Raw genomic sequence first — 20,877 nt, 5'->3', positions numbered from 1 at the left:
CGGGCGCTCGGCGAACGGAGGTGCCCGGTGGGCAGCCCCGCGACCTCGGCGCCCGGAAGCCGCCTCCGGCGGCCCCGCCGCCCGCCTGGGTCGCGATCCGTCGGCGAAAGGCAGAGTGGCCCGCACCCGACATCCGGTGCGGGCCACTCTCCTGCAGGACGGTCCGTCGGACCGGTCGGATCAGCCCTCGGAGACGCCGAGCTTCTCCAGGATCAGCTCCTTGACGCGGGCCGCGTCGGCCTGGCCGCGGGTGGCCTTCATGACCGCGCCGACCAGGGCGCCGACCGCCGCGACCTTGCCGCCGCGGATCTTGTCGGCGATCGCCGCGTTGCCCGCGATGGCCTCGTCCACGGCCGTGCCCAGCGCGCCCTCGTCCGAGACGACCTTCAGACCGCGCTTCTCGACGACCTCGTCCGGGGTGCCCTCGCCGGCGAGCACGCCCTCGATGACCTGGCGGGCCAGCTTGTCGTTGAGCGAGCCGTCCGCGACCAGGGCCGCCACCCGGGCCACCTGGGCCGGGGTGATCGGCAGCTCGTCCACGGAGACGCCCTGCTCGTTGGCGTTGCGGGCCAGCTCGCCCATCCACCACTTGCGGGCGGCAGCCGAGTCGGCGCCCTCCTCGATGGTGGCGACGATGGACTCCACCGCACCCGCGTTGAGGATGGACTGCATGTCGTGCTCGCTGACGCCCCACTCCTCGCGGAGGCGGTTGCGGCGCACGCGCGGCATCTCGGGCAGGCCGGCGCGCAGCTCCTCGACCCACTCGCGGGCCGGGGCCACGGGGACGAGGTCGGGCTCCGGGAAGTACCGGTAGTCCTCGGCGTTGTCCTTGATGCGGCCGGAGGTGGTGGAGCCGTCGTCCTCGTGGAAGTGGCGGGTCTCCTGCACGATCGTGCCGCCGGACGACAGCACGGCCGCGTGGCGCTGGATCTCGAAGCGGGCGGCGCGCTCGACGGACCGCAGGGAGTTGACGTTCTTCGTCTCCGAGCGGGTGCCGAACTCCTTGGTGCCGTGCGGGCGCAGCGACAGGTTCACGTCGCAGCGCATCTGGCCCTTGTCCATCCGGGCCTCGGAGACGCCGAGTGCCTTGATGACCTCGCGCAGCTCCGCGACGTACGCCTTGGCGACCTCGGGGGCCCGCTCGCCGGCGCCCTCGATGGGCTTGGTGACGATCTCGATGAGCGGGATGCCGGCGCGGTTGTAGTCCAGCAGGGAGTGGGACGCGCCGTGGATGCGGCCGGTGGCGCCGCCGACGTGCAGCGACTTGCCGGTGTCCTCCTCCATGTGGGCGCGCTCGATCTCCACGCGGAAGACCTCGCCGTCCTCCAGCTGCACGTCGAGCCAGCCGTTGAAGGCGATGGGCTCGTCGTACTGGGAGGTCTGGAAGTTCTTCGGCATGTCCGGATAGAAGTAGTTCTTCCGGGCGAAGCGGCACCACTCGGCGATCTCGCAGTTCAGCGCGAGGCCGATCTTGATCGCGGACTCGACGCCGATCGCGTTGACGACCGGCAGCGAGCCGGGCAGGCCGAGGCAGGTGGGGCAGGTCTGCGTGTTGGGCTCGGAGCCCAGCTCGGTGGAGCAGCCGCAGAACATCTTGGTCTTGGTGCCGAGCTCGACATGGACCTCCAGGCCCATGACGGGGTCGTACGACGCGAGGGCTTCCTCGTACGACAGCAGTTCGGTGACGGTCACAGTGAAACTTCCTTCTCAGCCCAGCAGGACGTCGTCGTCACCGAAGCGCTTGAGCTCGCGGTACAGGATCGCGAGGCCGGTGACGATGGCGGCGGCGGACACAACGGCGTCGATGAGCTGAAGCGTGTCGTTCTCGGTGCGGGCCTTGCGGGCCTGCTTGATCACGCTGATGGCACCGAAGGCGGTGGTGCCGATCGACAGGTAGGTACCGGACTTGGACTTCTTGAAGCCCTTGGCCTTGGTCAGTGCACTCACAGCGACGGAGCCTCCTCAAGCAGCGGGTGGCCCCAGCGCTCGACGAAGGCGGCCTCGACGGCGGCACCGACCTTGTACAGGCGGTCGTCCTTCATCGCCGGGGCGATGATCTGCAGTCCCACGGGCAGGCCGTCCTCCGGCGCCAGGCCGCAGGGCAGCGACATGGCGGCGTTGCCGGCCAGGTTGGTCGGGATGGTGCACAGGTCGGCGAGGTACATCGCCAGCGGGTCGTCGGTGCGCTCGCCGATCGCGAAGGCGGTGGTCGGGGTCGTCGGGGAGACGATCACGTCGACCTGCTCGAAGGCCTTCTCGAAGTCCCGGGTGATCAGCGTGCGGACCTTCTGGGCCGAGCCGTAGTACGCGTCGTAGTAGCCGGAGCTGAGCGCGTACGTGCCGAGGATGATGCGGCGCTTGACCTCGTCGCCGAAGCCGGCCTCGCGGGTGAGGGCGGTGACGTCCTCGGCGGAGCGGGTGCCGTCGTCGCCGACGCGCAGGCCGTAGCGCATGGCGTCGAAGCGGGCCAGGTTCGAGGAGCACTCGGACGGCGCGATCAGGTAGTACGCGGCCATCGCGAGGTCGAAGGAGGGGCAGTCCAGCTCGACGATCTCGGCGCCCAGCTCCTTGAGGAGCTCCACGGACTCGTTGAAGCGCTGCACGACGCCGGCCTGGTAGCCCTCGCCGGCGAACTGCTTGACCACGCCGACGCGCATGCCGGCGACGGAGCCGTTGCGGGCCGCCTCGACGACCGGGGGGACCGGCGCGTCGATGGAGGTGGAGTCCAGCGGGTCGTGGCCGGCGATCACCTCGTGCAGCAGGGCCGCGTCCAGGACCGTACGGGCGCACGGGCCGCCCTGGTCGAGGGAGGAGGAGAAGGCCACCATGCCGTAGCGGGAGACGCCGCCGTACGTGGGCTTGACGCCGACGGTGCCGGTGACGGCGGCGGGCTGGCGGATGGAGCCGCCGGTGTCCGTGCCGATGGCCAGGGGCGCCTGGAAGGCGGCCAGGGCGGCCGCGGAGCCGCCGCCGGAGCCGCCGGGGATGCGGGTGAGGTCCCACGGGTTGCCGGTGGGCCCGTACGCGCTGTTCTCGGTGGAGGAGCCCATGGCGAACTCGTCCATGTTGGTCTTGCCGAGGATGACGACGTCGGCCTCCTTCAGCTTGCGCGTCAGGGTGGCGTCGTACGGCGGGATCCAGCCTTCGAGGATCTTCGAACCGACGGTGGTCGGGACCCCGACGGTGGTGAAGATGTCCTTGAGGGCGAGCGGCACGCCGGCCAGCGGCCCGAGCTCCTCGCCCCGCTCGCGCTTGGCGTCGACGGCGCGCGCCTGGGCGAGGGCGCCCTCGCGATCGACGTACAGGAAGGCGTGGACCTTCTCGTCGGTCGCCTCGATGCGCGCCAGGTGGGCCTCGGTGACCTCGACGGCCGTGAGCTCGCCCGAGGCGATCTTCTCGGCGGTCTCGGCGGCCGTGAGCTTGATGATGTGGGTGTCGGCCATGGTGATTAGTCCTCCCCCAGGATCTGCGGCACCTTGAAACGCTGCTGCTCCTGGGCAGGAGCGCCGGAGAGCGCCTGCTCGGGGGTGAGCGACGGTCGGACCTCGTCCGGGCGCATGACGTTGGTCAGCGGCAGCGGGTGCGAGGTCGGCGGGACGTCTTGGTCGGCGACCTCGGACACGCGGGCGACCGCGCCGATGATGTCGTCGAGCTGTCCGGCGAAGTGGTCGAGCTCTTCGCCGGACAGTTCCATACGTGCCAGCCGAGCGAGGTGGGCGACCTCCTCGCGCGAAATGCCAGGCATGCAGCGATCCTCTGGGGGTGGTGAGTGTGTGGTTTCGTGTCCAATCCTAGGGGGCCGGGCCCCGGACACACGAAACCGTTTCCCGCCGGACCGCCGCGGGAGCGCTGCACCGAGCCTTCGGGGCGCCGCCCCCGCCGGCGGCTACTGGGCCGGGGAGTCCGCCTTGGCGGGGGCCGCCGACAGCTCGGCGCTGATGTCCGCCGGGCGGCGCCAGCCGCGCTCGCCGCGGGCCAGCAGCCAGGCCGTGGCCTCCTGCGGGGGCATGGCGGCGGCGACGAGCCAGCCCTGGACGGCGTCGCAGCCGAGGTCGCGCAGCCGCTCCCAGGTCTCGTCGTCCTCCACTCCCTCCGCGACGACCAGAAGGCCGAGGGAGTGGGCGAGGTCGACGGTGCAGCGGACGATCTCGGCGTCCTGGGCGTCGACGGCGAGCCGTGCCACGAACGAGCGGTCGATCTTCAGCTCGCTGACCGGCAGGCGGCGCAGGTGGACCAGGGAGGAGTAGCCGGTGCCGAAGTCGTCGAGCGACATCTTCACGCCGTGCCCGGTCAGGCCCGCCATGGTGTCCGCGGCGCGCTGCGGGTCCTCCAGCAGCACGTGTTCCGTTATCTCCAGCTGGAGCCCGCTGGCCGGGACGCCGTGCCGGGCGAGCCGGGCCGCGACCGCGCCGGCGAAGCCGGGGGTGTGGACGTCGCGCGGCGAGACGTTGACGGCGACCGGGACCTTCAGGCCCTGGGCGCGCCAGCGGGCCACCTGGGCGAGGGCGGTCTCCAGGACGTACTCGGTCAGGTGGGGCATCAGCCCCGAGGTCTCGGCGATCGCGATGAACTCGTCCGGTGAGACCCGCCCGCGCTCGGGGTGGACCCAGCGCACGAGGGCCTCCAGACCGGCCACCTGGCCGTCGAAGCGGACCTTGGGCTGGTAGTGGAGCTCCACCTCCCCGGCGTCCAGGGCCCGGCGCAGGTCGCCGAGGAGGCCGAGGCGGTCGGGGGTGTTGCTGTCGCGCTTGGACTCGTACACCTCGACGCCGGTGCGGTCCCGCTTGGCCTGGTACATGGCGACGTCGGCGCGGCGCAGCAGCCCCTCGGCGTCCAGGGCGTGGTCGGGGAAGACGGCGAGGCCGGCGCTGGCCTCGAGCACGAGGGTGAGGCCGTCCAGGTCCAGGGGCGAGCTGAGCTCCGCGACCAGGTGGCGGGCGACGCGCTGGGCGCTGGTGGTGGAGTCGGCGACGGGCAGGAGGACGGCGAACTCGTCGCCGCCGAGGCGGGCGGCCTCGGCGTCCTCGGGCAGGGCCTGGCGGAGCCGGTCGGCGATCTGGAGCAGGAGCCGGTCGCCCGCGAGGTGGCCGAGCGTGTCGTTCACGGCGCGGAAGCGGTCCAGGTCGATCAGCACGAGAGCCGACCGGGTGCCGGAACGTTCTGCCTCGTCCAGGGCGGACCAGGTCCGCTCCAGGAGCCACTGCCGGTTCGGCAGGCCGGTGAGCGGGTCGCGCAGCTGCTCCTCGGCGCGGGCCCGGGCGATCCACAGGGTGGAGTCCAGGGCGATCAGGGGCACGGCGAACAGCGGCAGCAGCACCGGCTGGGTGACGGCGACGACGCAGATCAGCGGGGCGATGCCGAGGAGGGCGACGGCGACTAAGGCCTGGCGCAGCAGCGCGGTGCGGGCGGCGGTGGGCAGCCCGCCGCCGCGCGGCGTGAGCGCGACCCACAGCAGCAGCCGGGTGACCAGCAGGTAGGCGACGGCGACGAGGATGACCTCGGGGGCGGCTTCGAGTCCCCACTCGGTGGGCTTCCACGGCGCCTCGACGGTGGGGGCCACGCCGAACGCGGCGAGGACGAGGGCCCCCGCGCCGATGCCGAGGATGTCGGTGGCCCCGTGCAGCAGCCCCTGGCGCCAGCGCTGCCGGCGGGCGGCCCCGACGAGCGAGACCACGGCCAGCGAGACGAGTCCGGCGGGCACCCAGCCGTAGAGGATGAGCACGCCGAGGGTGAGGGCGGCGCCCGATCCGGTGCCGCCCCACCAGCGGTCCCGGCCGAGGGCGACCAGGTGGCCGACGATGATGCCGGTCAGCAGGGCGAGGGCCCAGCCGACCGCGCCGCCGGGGAACAGCGCATGACGGTCGCTCAGTGCGGAGACGATGCCGACGGCGAGGACCACGGCGGACAGGCCGACCACGGTGGCGGGCAGCACGGTGCGCTGTGTCGCCCCTGCCGGCCCCGCTCCCGTCTGGAGCGGGAGGACGTCCGCTGTCCTGGCGCCCAGGACGCCGAGCCGGCCCGTCCGCATGGGCGGGATCTCCCCGCCGAAATCAGGTGACGGGTCGGCGCTCTCGGTCGGTTTCATGCCCGTCCCTCTCACAGCCGGCAATGCCGATGCCACGCGATGGCCCCGATGTCATGCCATCACGGCTGGAATCGCATCCCGCAGCCGTGCACGACAGGCGCACCCCTCAACAGTAGGACGCGAGAGGCTCCCAGGGGCAGCGGTCGGCGGCGGTTGCCCGAATGCGACCCAGCCATCCTCATCAGTACGGTATCCGCCGAACAGGTGAGTTGGGACCAGGACCCCCGGGTCACCCATCCGATGATCCGACAGGTCGCCACCCGGCGAACAGCCCTGTACCGGCCGTTTGCCACCGGTTGTTGCGCCGGGCGTGCGCCCGCCCGTACGGGCGGGCGCCACGCATCCGTTCGCCGTTGCCGCGTCCGCGCCGGACGCCCGTGCGGGTGCTATTCGGCCGCGGGCGCGCCCTCGACCGGCAGGGCCGCCTCGCGCGCCGCGTCGGGGCCCTGCTCCAGCAGGACCGCGAAGCCCGCGTCGTCGAGGATCGGCAGCTTCAGCTGCACCGCCTTGTCGTACTTCGAGCCGGGGTTGTCGCCGACCACGACGAACGAGGTCTTCTTGGAGACCGACCCCGTCACCTTGGCGCCCCGGCTCTGCAGGGCCTCCTTCGCGCCGTCGCGGGTGTGGCTCTGCAGCGTGCCCGTGACGACGACCGTGAGGCCCTCCAGCGGCCGCTCGCCCTCCGCCTCGCCGGAACCTTCCTCCTCCAGCCGGACGCCGGCCTCCCGCCACTTGCGCAGGATCTCCTGGTGCCAGTCGACCGCGAACCACTCCTTGACCGCCGCCGCGATGATCGGGCCGACGCCCTCGGTCGCGGCCAGCTCCTCCTCGGTGGCCTGTTCGATCCGGTCGATGGAGCGGAAGGCGCGCGCCAGGGTCTCGGCCGCGACGGGGCCCACGTGGCGGATCGACAGGCCGTTGATGAAGCGGGCCAGCGGCCGCTCCTTGGCCGCGGCGATGTTCTCCAGCATGGCCAGGGCGTTCTTCTTCGGCTCGCCCTTCTGGTTGGCGAAGACCCGGACGATCTTCTCCTCGCCGGTCTTCGGGTCTCGCTTGGGCAGGCCGCTGTCGGCGTCCAGGACGTACGCCTTGATCGGCAGCAGCTGCTCGATGGTGAGGCCGAACAGGTCGCCCTCGTCGCGCATCGGCGGCTCGGCCGGCTCCAGCGGGTTGGTGAGCGCGGCCGCCGCGACGGCGCCGAAGTTCTCGATGTCCAGGCACTGGCGGCCGGCCAGGTAGAACAGCCGCTCGCGCAACTGGGCGGGGCACGTCTGCCCGTTGGGGCAGCGCAGGTCGATGTCCCCCTCCTTCATCGCCCGCAGCGGCGTCCCGCACTCGGGGCACTCGGCCGGCATCACGAACTCGCGCTCGCTGCCGTCGCGCAGGTCGACGACCGGGCCGAGGATCTCCGGGATGACGTCGCCGGCCTTGCGCAGGACGACGGTGTCGCCGATGAGGACGCCCTTGGCCTTGACGACCTCCTGGTTGTGCAGGGTGGCGAACTCGACCTCGGACCCGGCCACCGTCACCGGCTCCACCTGCGCGTACGGGGTCACGCGCCCGGTGCGGCCGACGCCGACCTTGATGTCCACCAGCTTGGTGTTGACCTCTTCCGGGGCGTACTTCCAGGCGATGGCCCAGCGCGGGGCGCGCGCCGTGGAGCCCAGCCGGCCCTGCAGCGGGATCTCGTCGAGCTTGACGACCACGCCGTCGATCTCGTGCTCCACGGAGTGGCGGTGCTCGCCGAAGTACGCGATGAACTCGCGGACCTCGGCGAGGGAGGACACCACCTTGTTGTGCCGGGCGGTCGGCAGGCCCCACTCGCGCAGCAGCCCGTACGCCTGCGAGAGCTTGCCGATCTCGAAGCCCTCGCGGGCGCCGATGCCGTGCACCACCATGTGCAGCGGGCGGGTGGCGGTGACCTTGGGGTCCTTCTGGCGCAGCGAACCGGCGGCGGCGTTGCGCGGGTTGGCGAAGGGCTTGTCGCCCGCCGCGACGAGCCGGGCGTTGAGCTCCTCGAACTTCTCCATCGGGAAGAAGACCTCGCCGCGGATCTCCACCAGGTCCGGGATCCGCTCGCCGGCGAGGCGGTCGGGGATCTCGGCGATGGTGCGGACGTTGGGCGTGATGTCCTCGCCGGTGCGGCCGTCGCCGCGGGTGGCGGCCCGGGTCAGCCGGCCCTTCTCGTAGGTGAGGTTGACCGCGAGCCCGTCCACCTTCAGCTCGCACAGGTAGTGGAAGTCGGGGGTGTTCACGTCCCGGGCGACCCGGTCGGCCCAGGCGGACAGCTCCTCGTCGTCGAAGGCGTTGTCCAGGGAGAGCATGCGCTCGCGGTGCTCCACGGACGCGAAGTCCGTCTCGTACGCCCCGGCCACCTTCTGGGTGGGCGAATCGGGCGTGCGCAGCTCCGGGTACTGCTCCTCGAGCGCCTCGAGCGAGCGCAGCAGCGTGTCGAACTCGGCGTCGCTGACGACCGGCTGGTCGTTCACGTAGTACCGGAAGCGGTGCTCCTCTACCTGCTCGGCCAGCAGCGCGTGCTGCTCGCGCACCGCCGCCGGTACCGCCGTGTCCTGCTGTTCGGCTGCCATGCCGTGTCCTCCCGTGGCCCCGTCTCACACATCACTCAGGGTTGTCGGCGAGCGACCTCGCCGCCCTGACGCAGTGCGCCTGCACCGCGCGGGCGTAGGCGGGCGAAGCGCCCGCCAGGCCGCACGACGGGGTGACCACGACGGACTCCGCCAGAGTCCCCGGGGCCAGCCCCAGCCTGCGCCAAAGCTTCCTGACACCCATGACGCTACCGCCCGGGTCCGACAACGGGGCATCCGTGCCCGGCACCACTCCGGCGAAGAGTTTCACCCCGGACTCGACGGCCTCGCCGAGGGCGTCGTCCTCGCGCTCCGTGAGCAGGGAGAAATCGAACGAGACGCCCGCGGCGCCGGCCCGGCGCAGCATCCCGAAGGGCACCTCGGGCGCGCAGGAGTGCACGATCACGTCCCCGTCGTGCACGGCGAACAGCTCGCGCAGCGTCCCCTCGACGACCTGCCGGTCCACGGCCCGGTAGGTCCGGTAGCCGCTGGCCGTGCGGACCCGGCCGCGCAGGACCGCGGTCAGCGACGGCTCGTCGAACTGGAGCACGATCTCGGCTCCGGGCACCCGCCTGCGCACGTCGGCCAGGTGGCCGCGCAGCCCCTCGGCGAGCGATCCGGCGAGGTCGCGGCAGGCGCCGGCGTCCTGCAGCATCGCCTCGCCGCCGTGCAGCTCCAGGGCGGCGGCCAGGGTCCAGGGCCCGACGGCCTGCACCTTGAGCCTGCCCTCGTAGCCCTGCGTGAACTCCTCCAGGGCGTCGAGGTCCTCGCCGAGCCAGGAGCGGGCGCGGCGCGTGTCGCGGCCGGGGCGGTCGCTGATCCGCCAGCCGCTGGGCTCGACGTGGGCGTACATCTCGACGAGCAGCCCGAGGGAGCGGCCGATCATGTCCGCGCCGGGCCCGCGGGCGGGCAGCTCGGCGAGGTACGGGAACTCCTCGAAGGAACCGGTGACGGTCTTGGCGGCCTCGCGGGCGTCGCCGCCGGGCAGGGATCCGACCCCGGTGGCGCCGGCGGTCACCGGCCCGGCCTCACCGTCAGGTCGTTGACCTCGGCGTCGCGGGGCAGGTCGAGGGCCATGACGATCGTGGTGGCCACGGACTCGGGGTCGATCCAGGCGGAGGGGTCGTACTCCTTGCCCTCCTGCGAGTGCACCTTGGCCTGCATGGCGGTGGCGGTGCGGCCCGGGTAGACGGAGGTGACCCGGATGCCGTGCTGCTTCTCCTCGGCGCGCAGCGAGTCGGCGAGCGCCTTCAGCCCGTGCTTGGAGGCGGCGTACGCGCTCCAGTCGGCGTGGGCGCTCAGGCCCGCGCCGGAGTTGACGAAGACGACGGTGGCCTTGGAGGCGCGCAGCGTGGGCAGCAGCAGCCGGGTGACCTCGGCCGGGGCGACGAGGTTCACGTTGAGCTGCTGGTGCCAGGTCTTGGGCCGCAGCTCCCCCACCGGTCCGAGGTCGACGATCCCGGCGATGTGCAGGAGGGAGTCGATCCGGTCGGGCATGGCCTGCTTGTCGAAGGCCCAGGAGAGCCGGTCGGGGTCGGCGAGGTCCCCGACGAGGGTCCGCGCGCCGGGGTAGCGCTCGACGAGCTGCCGGGCGCGGGCGGCGTCGCGGGCGAGCAGGATCAGGTCGTCCCCGCGGGCGTGCAGGCGGTTCGCGACGGCGGCACCGATGCCGGCACCGGCCCCGGTGATCAGATGAGTAGGCATACCGCCCATGCTCGCACCTCGCGCGGTGGCCCCGGCGCGGCCGGTCCCCGCGGGCCCTGCCAGGCAGCCGGATCAGCGTCCGGCGGCGGCCAGGTACGCGGCCTCGACCACCCGGCGGGCGGCCGCGGCCCGTGCGGTGGTGACGGCGGGCGGGAACCCGAGGCCGACGAGGGCGTCAGGGGCCGCCGCGACGACCGCACCGCGTGCGTCGCGGCGCGGCCCGGCCCAGCGCTCCAGCGCCGCGTCCCGTACGGCGGCCAGCGCGGCCGCACGGTCCGCCGCCGGGGGCTCGAAGCGGCCACCGCAGGCCAGGACGTGCTCGTCCCAGCGGTCCGCCCAGAACTCCACCGTCCAGCCGGGCCACCGGGAGGCCAGGCGGGCGGGGTGTTCCTGGGCTCCGACCAGCCACCAACCGACCCGCCGCCGGTCCGGATCGATGTGGATCCCGCCTTCGGCAGCCGCGCGGTAGACCTGGTGGCGGGGGGCGTCGCGGAGCCGTTCGACCACGGAGGGCCCCTCGGCCAGGGGGTGGTCGGCGGTGGCGGCCAGCACGTGGCAGCGGTCCGCACCGATGGTCACGACCTGCGCGAGCGGGTCCGGTTCGGCGGTCTCCTCGTCGTCGGGGCCCAGCGGCGGGCAGGCCAGGGGCGGCCCCTGGAAGCTGTGGTCGTCCTCAGGGTCCAGGCCGAGGTAGGAGCGCCGTCCGGTCTGGCCGTCGTAGGACCAGCGCACCTCCCAGTCCGGCCAGGCGAGCCGCAGCAGTTCCAGCGCTGCCGCGCGGGTGTGCATCGATGCGGCGGCGGCCTCCCAGGCGAAGGTGAGGAGGACCTTGCCGCGGGGGTCCGCCAGGACGCCCGCCTCGACCGAGTCGTCGGCGGAGGGGAAGCCGGCGGCCGGGGCCGTGCGCTCCTCGAGCAGGGGCACCAGGACCTCGGGCCCTGCGAGGAGGTCGAGGTCCAGGCCGATGGCCCCCCAGGACTCGGTGGTGCTCCGGTAGGCGTGCGGGCCGCCGAGGACGTACGTGGCGCGGTGGCTCACCGCAGTCCCGCGGCTTCGCCGATCCTCGCGGCCGTCTGCGCGGCGTCGTAGTCGGCCGGGACCCCGTCGACCAGGAGGATGTCGGCCTCGATGTGGCGAGTGCGCAGGGGCAGGATCTCCTGGTAGGCCTCGGAGGCGTACCAGGCGCGGGCGCGCTCGATGTCCGGGAAGGCGATGATCACCAGGTCGCTGCGGAAGGCGCCCTCCAGGACCTCGACCGGGTTGCCGTGGACGAGGAAGCGGCCCTCGAAGGGGTCCATGGTGGCCTGGATGGTCTCGATGTAGCGGAGGATGTCCTCGTTCATCGTCTCGGGACGGATGTGGCCGATGGCGTACGCGGTCATGGCTGCTCCAATTGGCCTGTTCGGGCGGGCTGTTGGGCCCATCCTCACAGACGCCCGGCCGACGGGTCGATGACCTCCGGGGTCATGCCGTGGCGGCCGCCGGGATGCCGGGGCCGAACGTGCGGCGGTAGGCGATCGGGGAGGTGCCGAGCGCGCTGCGCATGTGCTGGCGCAGGGAGTTGGCGGAGCCGAAGCCGGAGCGGTGGGCGACCAGGTCGACGGGGAGGTCGCTGGACTCCAGCAGGTGCCGGGCGACTTCCAGGCGCTGGGCGGTGAGCCACTGGACCGGGGTCATGCCGACCTCGTCGCGGAAGCGCCGGGTGAAGGTGCGCAGGCTCATCCGCGCGTGGGCGGCCAGCTCGGCGAGGGTGAGGGGCTCGGCGAGCCGCTCCAGGGCCCAGGCGCGGGTGGCGGTGGTGGTGGCGGCGGTCGGCTCGGGGACGGGCCGGTCGATGTACTGGGCCTGCCCGCCGTCGCGCCACGGCGGTACGACGCACAGCCGGGCGGCGCGGTTGGCGACGGCGGTGCCGTGGTCGGCCCGCACCAGGTAGAGGCACAGGTCGATGCCTGCGGCGACGCCCGCCGAGGTGAGGATGTCGCCGTCGTCGACGAAGAGCACGTCCTCGTCGAGCCTGACCCGGGGGAAGGCCCGCCGGAACTCCGGCGCGTGCACCCAGTGCGTGGTGGCGGCCCGCCCGTCGAGCAGTCCGGCGGCGGCGAGCACCTCCGACCCGGTGCAGATCGACACGATCCGGGTGCCGGGCCGGATCGCGGCGAGGGCGTCGGCGATCGGCTGCGCGAGCGGCTCGCCGTGCAGCAGCCCGGTCATGGCGTGGGTGGGCGGGACGATCACGGTGTCGGCCGCGGCGAGGGCCTCGGGGCCGGCGCCGACCCCGACGGTGAAGCCGGCGTCGCTGGTCACGGGCAGGCCGTCCGCGGTGCAGACCGTGACCTCGTACAGCCGGGCGCCGTCCTCGTCCAGGGCGTTGCCGAAGACGCGGGAGGGCATGCCGAGCTCGAACGGGGCGACGCCTTCGAGGGCGAGTACGGCTACACGGTGCATGGCCAGATTCTGTCACATGGTGGCCGTCCGGCCACCACCATGCGGCCGCGGGGGCCGCCAAGCTGGTGTCCTCGGCCGGGAAAACCCGGCCGAAGCACTGCACAGCACTACGAAGGAGACATCCATGCGCGCCGTCGTCATCAGCCAGTGGGGCGGACCCGAGGTCCTCACCGAGGTCGAGACGGACCGGCCCGAGCCGGGCCTGAACGAGATCCTGGTCCGGGTCCACGCGGCGGGAGTGAACCCGGTGGACTGGAAGACCCGGGCCAGCGGCGCCCTGATCGACTGGGCCGAGGTCCCGATCAGCGGCTGGGACGTCTCCGGCACCGTCGAGGCGGTCGGGCCGGGCGTGACGCTGTACCGCGCGGGCGACGAGGTGTACGGCATGCCGCTCTTCCCGCGGCAGGCGGGCGGGTACGCCGAGTACGTGGTCGGCCCGGCCCGGCACTTCGCCCGCAAGCCCGCTTCCCTGGACCACGTGCAGGCGGCCGCGCTGCCGCTGGCGGCGCTGACCGCCTGGCAGGCGCTGGTGGACGGCGCGGAGGTGCGGCCGGGCGAGCGCGTGCTGGTGCACGCGGCGGCCGGCGGCGTCGGCCACCTGGCCGTGCAGATCGCCAAGGCGCGCGGGGCGTACGTGATCGGCACCGCGAGCGCCGCCAAGCACGGGCTGCTGCGCGAGCTGGGCGCCGACGAGGTCGTCGACTACCGCTCGCAGGACTTCGCCGAGGTGGTCGCGGACGTGGACGTGGTGCTGGACGCCCTGGGCGGCGAGGTCGCCCGGCGGTCGCTGGAGGTGTTGAAGCCCGGCGGCCGCCTGGTGACGCTGCCCGGACCGGACTCCGTCCCGGCCGCCGAGGCCGCGGAGCGGGGGGTGCACGCGGCCTGGACGCTGGTCGAGCCGGACCGCAAGGGGCTGGAGGAGATCGCCTCCCTGGCCGACCGGGGGCAGCTGAAGCCGCTGGTCGACACGGTGCTGCCGCTGGCGCAGGCCGCGAAGGCCCACGAGATCGGCGAGCTGGGCCGCACGACCGGCAAGATCGTCCTCACGGTGGTCTGAGCCCGAGCCCGAGCCCCGGTCCCAGCCGCTGCCGCCCCGCCGGGGCGGGGCGGGGCGGGGCGGGGCGGCTCAGAGCGCCGCGGCCGCCCCGGCGCGGGTGGTCGTCGCGATGGTGGCGGAGCCGACGACGCGGGTGCCGTCGTAGAGGACGATCGCCTGGCCGGGGGCCACGCCCCGGACGGGCTCGGCGAAGACCACCTTCAGCTCGCCGTCGACCAGCTCCGCCGAGACCTCGGTCTCGCCGCCGTGGGCGCGCAGCTGCGCGGTGTACGTGGCGGGGCCGCCGACGGGGGCGGTGCCGCACCAGCGGGGGCGGATGGCGGTGAGGGCCTCGACGTCGAGGGAGGCGGCCGGGCCGACGGTGACGGTGTTGTTCACCGGGGAGATGTCCAGGACGTAGCGCGGCTTGCCGTCGGGCGCCGGGTGGCCTATCCGCAGGCCCTTGCGCTGGCCGATGGTGAAGCCGTAGGCGCCGTCGTGGGTGCCGACCTTGGCGCCGGACTCGTCGACGATGTCGCCCTCCGCCCTGCCCAGGCGCTTGGCCAGGAAGCCCTGGGTGTCGCCGTCGGCGATGAAGCAGATGTCGTGGCTGTCGGGCTTCTTGGCGACGGCCAGCCCGCGGGCCTCGGCCTCGGCGCGGATCTCCTCCTTGGTGGTGATCGTGTCGCCGAGCGGGAACAGGGCGTGGGCCAGCTGCTTCTCGTCGAGGACGCCGAGGACGTACGACTGGTCCTTGGCCATGTCGGAGGCGCGGTGCAGCTCGCGGGAGCCGTCCTCGTTCTCGACGATGGTGGCGTAGTGGCCGGTGCAGACGGCGTCGAAGCCGAGGGCGAGGGCCTTGTCGAGCAGCGCCGCGAACTTGATCTTCTCGTTGCAGCGCAGGCAGGGGTTCGGGGTGCGCCCGGCCTCGTACTCGGCGATGAAGTCCTCCACCACGTCCTCGCGGAAGCGGTCGGCGAGGTCCCAGCAGTAGAAGGGGATGCCGATGACGTCGGCCGCGCGGCGGGCGTCGCGGGAGTCCTCGATGGTGCAGCAGCCGCGCGCACCGGTCCGGAAGGACTGCGGGTTCGCGGAGAGCGCCAGGTGCACGCCGGTCACGTCGTGCCCGGCTTCGACGGCGCGGGCGGCGGCGACGGCGGAGTCGACGCCCCCGGACATGGCGGCCAGGACGCGAAGGGGGCGGGCGGTGCGCGGCAGGTTCTCAGTCATAGCGCCTTCCAGGGTACGGGGGAACCGCCCGGGGCCCCAGCGCGTTCTGGGCTACGGGGGGTGGATCACATGGGGGGCACGGACGGGAGCGGCGGGCGGACCGCGAAGGGGACCGGGAAGAAGGCCGGGCGGCGGCGGATCCGCAGGGCCGTGCTGTTCGGCGCGCTCGCGGTCTTCGCGGTGGCGGCGATCGCCGGGCGCGACGAGGTGGGACGCGCGTGGTGGATGCTGCCCGGGGTGTCCAAGCCGCGCGTGGAGGGGGCCCTGGACCACGAGGGCGCGAGCTGGACGGCGGCCTCTCCGGCGAACTGGCGGATGGCGGACCGGCCGGACGACTACCGGGTGGACCGGATCGTCGTCCACGTCACCGAGGGCAGCTTCGCCTCGTCGGTGGATGCCTTCAAGAACCCGTGGCACAAGGCGTCCGCGCACTACATAGTCCGCCAGGACGGGCATGTGGAGCAGATGGTGCGCGAGCTGGACGTGGCGTTCCACTCGGGGAACCGGTCGATGAACGAGCGCAGCGTGGGCATCGAGCACGAGGGGTTCGTGGAGCGCCCGCAGGACTTCACGGACGCGATGTACACGGCCTCGGCCCGGCTGGCCGCCGACATCTGCCGGAGGTACGGCATACCCGTGGACCGCAGACACATCCTCGGCCATTCCGAGGTGCCGGGCGCCGACCACACGGACCCGGGCCCGCACTGGGACTGGGACCGCTACCTGCGCCTGGTCCGGGCCGAGCTGGAGCGGCGGCCGGGCACCGGCTGAGGCGGGCCGGCCGCCCGGAGCTGCGCGGTCCTGCCGCCCGGCCTACGCTGATCTTGGGGCCTGCCCCCCGTCGGAGGTGAGGCGATGTCCAGGCTCGCACGCATGGTGGCAGGGGTCGGCGCAGGCGCCCTGCTGGTGGGGATGGCGGCTCCGGGAGGGAACGGCATCGAGGACGAGCCGGCCCACGTGATCGCGGAGAAGGGCCGCCAGTCGCTCCTCCAGGCCCGGTCGCTGCGCTGGGAGGGCCGGACGAAGGACGCCACGGGCACCTACGTCGTGGACTTCCGCCTCGACCGCGAGGGCAACTGCACCGGCACCGTCGAGCTGGCCCCCGACAAGGGCCGCATGGAGATCGTCAAGCGCGGCCGGGACGTCTGGATGAAACCGGATGCGACGTTCTGGAGGAAGCAGGTCTCGGAGCAGGCCGCGAAGACGATGGCCCAGCTGCTGAAGGGGCGGTGGATGCACGGCCGCGCCGACGATCCCGAGCTGCGCGAACTCTCCGCCTCGTGCGATGCCTCGCACCTCCAGCGCGAGTACCTGCCCGGACCGTTCGCCGAGAAGGACGTGCAGAAGGGCGGGAAGGCCCTGGTCAAGGACACGCCCGCGATCACCGTGACCGGCCGCTCCGGCGCGGACTGGGCCACCCTCTACGTCGCCACCGAGGGCCCGCCGCGCCTGCTGCGGATCCAGGGCCGCACCGACGGCACCCAGGGCGAGGCCGACTTCTCCGACTACGACAAGCCCGTCCCCTCCAGGACCCCGGCCCCGGCCGACAGCGTCGACGTGTCCGACCTGCAGGGGCGGGGGGCCGGCAGGTCCTAGCTGAGGCCCGCCGTGCGGGCGCGCTCCACGGCCGGGCCGATGGCCGCGGCGACGGCGGCGACGTCCTCCCGGGTGGAGGTGTGCCCGAGGGAGAAGCGCAGGGTGCCGCGGGCCAGCTGCGGGTCGGTGCCGGTGGCCAGCAGGACGTGGCTGGGCTGGGCCACGCCCGCGGTGCAGGCGGATCCGGTGGAGCACTCGATGCCCTGGGCGTCCAGCAGGAGCAGCAGCGAATCCCCCTCGCAGCCGGGGAAGCTGAAGTGGGCGTTGGCGGGGAGCCGGTGGTCGGGGTCCCCGCCGAGGACGGCGTCGGGCACGGCCGCGCGGACGGCGCGGATCAGCTCGTCCCGCAGCGCGCCGACCTCGGCGGCGAACCGCTCGCGCCGCTCCGCGGCGAGGACGGCGGCCACCGCGAAGGCGGCGATGGCGGGCACGTCCAGGGTGCCCGAGCGGACGTGGCGCTCCTGGCCGCCGCCGTGCAGGACGGGTACGGGGGTCTGGTCGCGGCCGAGGAGCAGCGCGCCGATGCCGTACGGGCCGCCGATCTTGTGGCCGCTCACGGTCATGGCGGCGAGGCCGCTGTCGCCGAAGCGGACGTCGAGCTGTCCGACGGCCTGGACGGCGTCGGAGTGCAGCGGGACACCGAACTCGGCGGCGGCCGCGGCCAGTTCGCGCACCGGCATGACGGTGCCGATCTCGTTGTTGGCCCACATCACGGTGGCCAGGGCCACGTCGCCGGGGTTGCGGGCGATGGCTGCGCGCAGGTCGTCGGGGTCGACCCGGCCGTGGCGGTCCACCGGAAGGTACTCGACCTCGGCGCCCTCGTGCTCGGCGAGCCAGTGCACGGCGTCGAGGACGGCATGGTGCTCGACGGGGCTGGCGAGCACCCGGGTGCGGGCCGGGTCCTGGCCGCGGCGGGCCCAGTACAGGCCCTTGACGGCGAGGTTGTCGGCCTCGGTTCCCCCGGCGGTGAAGACCACCTCGCTCGGGCGGGCCCCCAGCGCCTCGGCGAGGGCCTCACGGGCCTCCTCGACGGTGCGGCGGGCGCGTCGGCCGGCGGCGTGCAGGGAGGACGCGTTACCCGTGACGGCGAACTGCGCGGTCATCGCCGCAGCGGCCTCCGGGAGCATCGGAGTGGTGGCGGCGTGGTCGAGGTAGGCCATGATCCTCTGATTCTACGAGCCTGCGGCCGCCCCGGGCCCACGGCGTCCCCCGCCCCCCGGCCCCGGGCCCCGCACGCAGGCCGCATGCGGACCGGCCCCGGCCCCCTCGCACAGGGGCCGGGGCCGGGGCCCGGTCGCGGCCGCGCACACGCGGCGGCGGGGTGTCAGCCGCGCGGGGCGCGGGCCAGCTGGCGGGACTGGGCGACCAGGCGGTCGGCGGAGTCCCAGACCTCGGCGTCCTCCTCGAGGAAGCCGCCGGCCAGGTTGCGGGTGGTGATGGCGATCCGCAGCGGGCCGGGCGCGGGGCGGTGGCGGACGTGCGCCGTCAGCTCCACGGTCGGGCTCCAGCCCATCAGCCCCAGGTCGAAGCAGGTCGGCGGCAGCGCGTCGACCGCGAGCAGCAGCGACAGCGGGTCCGCGTCCCGGCCGTCGGCCAGCTCGAACCAGGCCCGCATCTCGCCCTTGCCGGAGGGCGCGCCGAGCGCCCAGCCCGCGGTCGCCGGGTCGAGCCGCAGCCGGAGCCGGTCGACGATCGCGTTGCTGCCGGGGATCGGGGCGGCCGGTCCGGCCTCCGGGCCCAGGCAGTCCTCGTAGGCGGGGATGGCCGGCGGGAGGGCGGTGGTGCGCACGTCGTCCGGGAGGGCGGCGAGGTCGCCGTAGGAGGCGACGACGCGGATCCGCTCGATCTCGTTGCCGTCCGCGTCGTACTGGAAGAGGGAGGCCTGCCCGGTGGACAGGGTGCGCCCGACCCGGACGACCTCGGTGCGGATCACCGCGGGGCCGGGCTCGGAGGAGGTGAGGTAGTGGGCGGAGACGGTGAAGGGGTCCGGGTGCGGCAGGGCCGCCGACAGGGCCCGGCCGACCAGGGCCAGCAGGTAGCCGCCGTTGACGGCGGTGATGATCGTCCATCCGGCGGAGAGCTCCGCGTCGTACACGCCGGGCTCGCCCGCGCGGGCGGTGACGGTGGTGTCGCGGTCGAACTCGCTGTCGCCGATGGAGGCCTGGGCCGCTGCGTATGCCATGCGATCGAGCCTACAACGCAAGGCTACTAAGCGGTAGCTTTTCTTTGTGACCTGCGGGTTACGGCTCCTCGGGCACCGAGGAGCGGCGGTTCCAGGCCAGCGGGGCCCGCCAGTGGAACTGCATGGCGAGCAGCCGCAGCACGAACGTGGTGGCGATCGCGAAGGCGGTGGTCGCGGCCCCCAGCACCCCGAAGGCGATGAACACGGCGACCATCGAGGCGCCGACGACGGCGGGCACGGCGTACATCTCGCGGTCGCGCAGCAGCGAGGGCACCTCGTTGGCGATGACGTCGCGCAGTACGCCGCCGCCCACGGCCGTGGCCGTGCCCAGGGCGGCGGACGCGGTGAGCCCGAGGCCGTACTCGTACGCCTTGGTGGTGCCGGTCACGCAGAACAGGGCGAGGCCGGCGGCGTCGAAGACGTTGATGGCGCGGTTGATCCGCTGCACCTCGGGGTGCAGGAAGAAGACGATGGCCGCGGCGACCAGCGGGGTCACGAAGAAGCTGAGCTCGCCGAAGGCGGCGGGCGGGACGGCGCCGATGACGAGGTCGCGGAAGAGGCCGCCGCCGAGGGCGGTGACCTCGGCGAGGACGGCGATGCCGAAGACGTCGAAGTTCTTGCGTACGGCGAGCAGGGCGCCCGCGGTGGCGAAGACGAAGATGCCCGCGAGGTCCAGGGCGTGCTGGATGCCGGGCGGGAAGAGATCGTGGAGCACCGCCCCATTGTGCCGCCCGCCTGGCCGGCGCCCCACGGGACGGCCCCGCCGCCGACTCCGAGCCCCGGCCCCTTCGGCCTCCCCGGCGTCGGGGCGCGTGGCCGGGGACAGCGCCCCCGCTTCGGAAGCGGGGGATGGCCGGCGGCCCGGGCGCCGACCGCTACTCGGCGCCCGGGCCGCCGGACGGCGTTGGCCCGCGCCTAGCCCGCGGCGGCGTCCGGCAGGGCCGGGTCGCCCGGGGCCTGGTCGGGGGCGTTCTCGGGGTGGTGGCAGGCGACCTGGTGCCCCGTCTCAGGCGTCACCGTGGGCGGCTCCTGCACCGCGCAGATCTGCGTCGCCTTCCAGCACCGCGTGTGGAAGCGGCACCCGGCCGGCGGCGAGATCGGCGAGGGGACGTCACCCTTGAGCAGGATGCGCCCGCTCTTGGCGCCGCGCCGCCGCGGGTCCGGCACCGGCACCGCCGACAGCAGGGCCTTGGTGTACGGGTGCATCGGCTTCTCGTACAGCGAGGTGCGGTCGGCCAGCTCCACGATCTTGCCGAGGTACATCACCGCGATCCGGTCCGACACGTGCCGGATCACCGACAGGTCGTGCGCGATGATCACGTACGTGAGGCCCAGCTCCTCCTGGAGGTCGTCCAGCAGGTTGACCACCTGGGCCTGGATCGACACGTCCAGCGCCGAGACCGGCTCGTCCGCGACGACCAGCTTCGGCTTCAGGGCCAGGGCGCGGGCGATGCCGATGCGCTGGCGCTGGCCGCCGGAGAACTCGTGCGGGTAGCGGTTGTAGTGCTCGGGGTTGAGGCCGACCAGCGACAGCAGCCGCTGCACCTCCGCCTTGAGCCCGCCCTCCGGCTCGACGCCCTGGAGCTTGAAGGGTGCGCTGACGATGGTGCCGACGGTGTGCCGCGGGTTCAGGGAGCCGTACGGGTCCTGGAAGATCATCTGCACGTCGCGGCGCAGCGGCCGCATCCCGGCCACGCCGAGGTGCGTGATGTCGCGCCCCTCGAACTCGACCCGGCCGCCCGTGGGCTCCAGCAGGCGGGTGATGAGCCGGCCCATGGTGGACTTGCCGCAGCCGGACTCGCCGACGACGCCGAGGGTCTCACCGCGCCGGACGTCGAAGTCGATCCCGTCGACGGCCTTGACGGCGCCGGTCTGCCGGCGCAGCAGCCCCTTGTTGATGGGGAAGTGCTTGACCAGGCCGGTCACCTTCAGCAGCGGCTGCTCCTCGGCGGCCGCGGCCGCCGGTGCGGGGGACTGCGCGGTGGACTGCGGGGCGCCGTCCTTCTTCTTCATG

18 protein-coding genes and 1 pseudogene are annotated in these 20,877 nt (G+C 73.6%); 3 read left to right on the top strand and 16 right to left on the bottom strand.

The window, feature by feature from the left end; all coding sequences use genetic code 11:
• Nucleotides 1-180: 180 nt before the first annotated feature.
• The 11 genes and pseudogenes from gatB to AB0953_RS24400 form a co-directional block, all read right to left on the bottom strand.
• Complete coding sequence (gene gatB / locus AB0953_RS24450; RefSeq protein ID WP_366861681.1) at nt 181-1,692, bottom strand: Asp-tRNA(Asn)/Glu-tRNA(Gln) amidotransferase subunit GatB; 1,512 nt, start codon at nt 1,690-1,692, stop codon at nt 181-183.
• A gap of 15 nt (nt 1,693-1,707) precedes the next feature.
• Nucleotides 1,708-1,947 (bottom strand): hypothetical protein, encoded by a 240-nt coding sequence (locus AB0953_RS24445; protein ID WP_361918659.1) that lies wholly within the window; start codon nt 1,945-1,947, stop codon nt 1,708-1,710.
• Nucleotides 1,944-3,449, bottom strand: a complete 1,506-nt coding sequence (gene gatA, locus AB0953_RS24440) for an Asp-tRNA(Asn)/Glu-tRNA(Gln) amidotransferase subunit GatA (RefSeq protein WP_366861732.1) — start codon at nt 3,447-3,449, stop codon at nt 1,944-1,946. Before gatA ends, AB0953_RS24445 begins: the two co-directional genes overlap by 4 nt.
• A complete protein-coding gene (gene gatC, locus AB0953_RS24435) occupies nt 3,449-3,745 on the bottom strand; it encodes an Asp-tRNA(Asn)/Glu-tRNA(Gln) amidotransferase subunit GatC (RefSeq protein ID WP_366861680.1) in 297 nt (98 codons plus the stop codon). Before gatC ends, gatA begins: the two co-directional genes overlap by 1 nt.
• A 141-nt stretch (nt 3,746-3,886) precedes the next feature.
• Nucleotides 3,887-5,929 (bottom strand): annotated as a pseudogene (locus AB0953_RS24430) (bifunctional diguanylate cyclase/phosphodiesterase); the annotation flags it as partial.
• A 542-nt stretch (nt 5,930-6,471) separates the two neighbouring features.
• Nucleotides 6,472-8,673, bottom strand: coding sequence for an NAD-dependent DNA ligase LigA (gene ligA / locus AB0953_RS24425; protein ID WP_366861679.1), 2,202 nt, complete (start codon nt 8,671-8,673; stop codon nt 6,472-6,474).
• A 31-nt stretch (nt 8,674-8,704) separates the two neighbouring features.
• Nucleotides 8,705-9,688 (bottom strand): methionine synthase, encoded by a 984-nt coding sequence (locus AB0953_RS24420; RefSeq protein ID WP_366861678.1) that lies wholly within the window; start codon nt 9,686-9,688, stop codon nt 8,705-8,707.
• Nucleotides 9,685-10,374: an SDR family oxidoreductase gene (locus AB0953_RS24415; RefSeq protein WP_366861677.1), complete on the bottom strand. Its 690-nt coding sequence runs from the start codon at nt 10,372-10,374 to the stop codon at nt 9,685-9,687. Before AB0953_RS24415 ends, AB0953_RS24420 begins: the two co-directional genes overlap by 4 nt.
• Nucleotides 10,375-10,446: 72 nt before the next feature.
• Nucleotides 10,447-11,412: a hypothetical protein gene (locus tag AB0953_RS24410; protein WP_366861676.1), complete on the bottom strand. Its 966-nt coding sequence runs from the start codon at nt 11,410-11,412 to the stop codon at nt 10,447-10,449.
• Nucleotides 11,409-11,756 carry a DUF1330 domain-containing protein gene (locus AB0953_RS24405; protein WP_366861675.1) on the bottom strand — a complete coding sequence of 116 codons (348 nt, stop codon included), beginning with the start codon at nt 11,754-11,756 and terminating at the stop codon, nt 11,409-11,411. Before AB0953_RS24405 ends, AB0953_RS24410 begins: the two co-directional genes overlap by 4 nt.
• 82 nt (nt 11,757-11,838) lie before the next feature.
• A complete protein-coding gene (locus AB0953_RS24400; protein WP_366861674.1) occupies nt 11,839-12,819 on the bottom strand; it encodes a helix-turn-helix domain-containing protein in 981 nt (326 codons plus the stop codon).
• Nucleotides 12,820-12,943: 124 nt separating this feature from the next.
• Here AB0953_RS24400 and AB0953_RS24395 point away from each other — a divergent pair, with 124 nt between their 5' ends.
• Complete coding sequence (locus tag AB0953_RS24395) at nt 12,944-13,876, top strand: NADP-dependent oxidoreductase (RefSeq protein ID WP_366861673.1); 933 nt, start codon at nt 12,944-12,946, stop codon at nt 13,874-13,876.
• Between the two features lie 69 nt (nt 13,877-13,945).
• On the opposite strand, the gene mnmA is transcribed toward AB0953_RS24395, so the two are convergent.
• Nucleotides 13,946-15,085, bottom strand: coding sequence for a tRNA 2-thiouridine(34) synthase MnmA (gene mnmA, locus AB0953_RS24390; protein WP_366861672.1), 1,140 nt, complete (start codon nt 15,083-15,085; stop codon nt 13,946-13,948).
• A gap of 69 nt (nt 15,086-15,154) precedes the next feature.
• Between mnmA and AB0953_RS24385 the strand changes: the two genes are divergently transcribed.
• The gene (locus AB0953_RS24385; protein WP_366861671.1) at nt 15,155-15,856 is read left to right on the top strand and encodes an N-acetylmuramoyl-L-alanine amidase; all 702 of its coding nucleotides are present in this window, start codon (nt 15,155-15,157) and stop codon (nt 15,854-15,856) included.
• Between the two features lie 84 nt (nt 15,857-15,940).
• Complete coding sequence (locus tag AB0953_RS24380) at nt 15,941-16,681, top strand: hypothetical protein (protein ID WP_366861670.1); 741 nt, start codon at nt 15,941-15,943, stop codon at nt 16,679-16,681.
• Here the strand turns inward: AB0953_RS24380 and AB0953_RS24375 are convergent.
• The 4 genes from AB0953_RS24375 to AB0953_RS24360 form a co-directional block, all read right to left on the bottom strand.
• Nucleotides 16,678-17,841, bottom strand: coding sequence for a cysteine desulfurase family protein (locus tag AB0953_RS24375; protein ID WP_366861669.1), 1,164 nt, complete (start codon nt 17,839-17,841; stop codon nt 16,678-16,680). The genes AB0953_RS24380 and AB0953_RS24375 overlap by 4 nt on opposite strands.
• Before the next feature lie 164 nt (nt 17,842-18,005).
• The gene (locus AB0953_RS24370) at nt 18,006-18,863 is read right to left on the bottom strand and encodes a thioesterase family protein (RefSeq protein WP_366861668.1); all 858 of its coding nucleotides are present in this window, start codon (nt 18,861-18,863) and stop codon (nt 18,006-18,008) included.
• A gap of 58 nt (nt 18,864-18,921) precedes the next feature.
• On the bottom strand, nt 18,922-19,578 hold the full coding sequence (locus AB0953_RS24365; RefSeq protein WP_366861667.1) for a trimeric intracellular cation channel family protein: 657 nt from the start codon (nt 19,576-19,578) through the stop codon (nt 18,922-18,924).
• A 200-nt stretch (nt 19,579-19,778) separates the two neighbouring features.
• Nucleotides 19,779-20,876 carry a dipeptide ABC transporter ATP-binding protein gene (locus AB0953_RS24360; RefSeq protein WP_366861666.1) on the bottom strand — a complete coding sequence of 366 codons (1,098 nt, stop codon included), beginning with the start codon at nt 20,874-20,876 and terminating at the stop codon, nt 19,779-19,781.
• Nucleotide 20,877: the final 1 nt, after the last annotated feature.

Source organism: Streptomyces sp. NPDC046866, from assembly GCF_040704625.1.
Taxonomy (GTDB): domain Bacteria; phylum Actinomycetota; class Actinomycetes; order Streptomycetales; family Streptomycetaceae; genus Streptomyces.
Note: the sequence above shows the minus strand (reverse complement) of the source record. Positions and strands in the feature narration are given on the sequence as shown.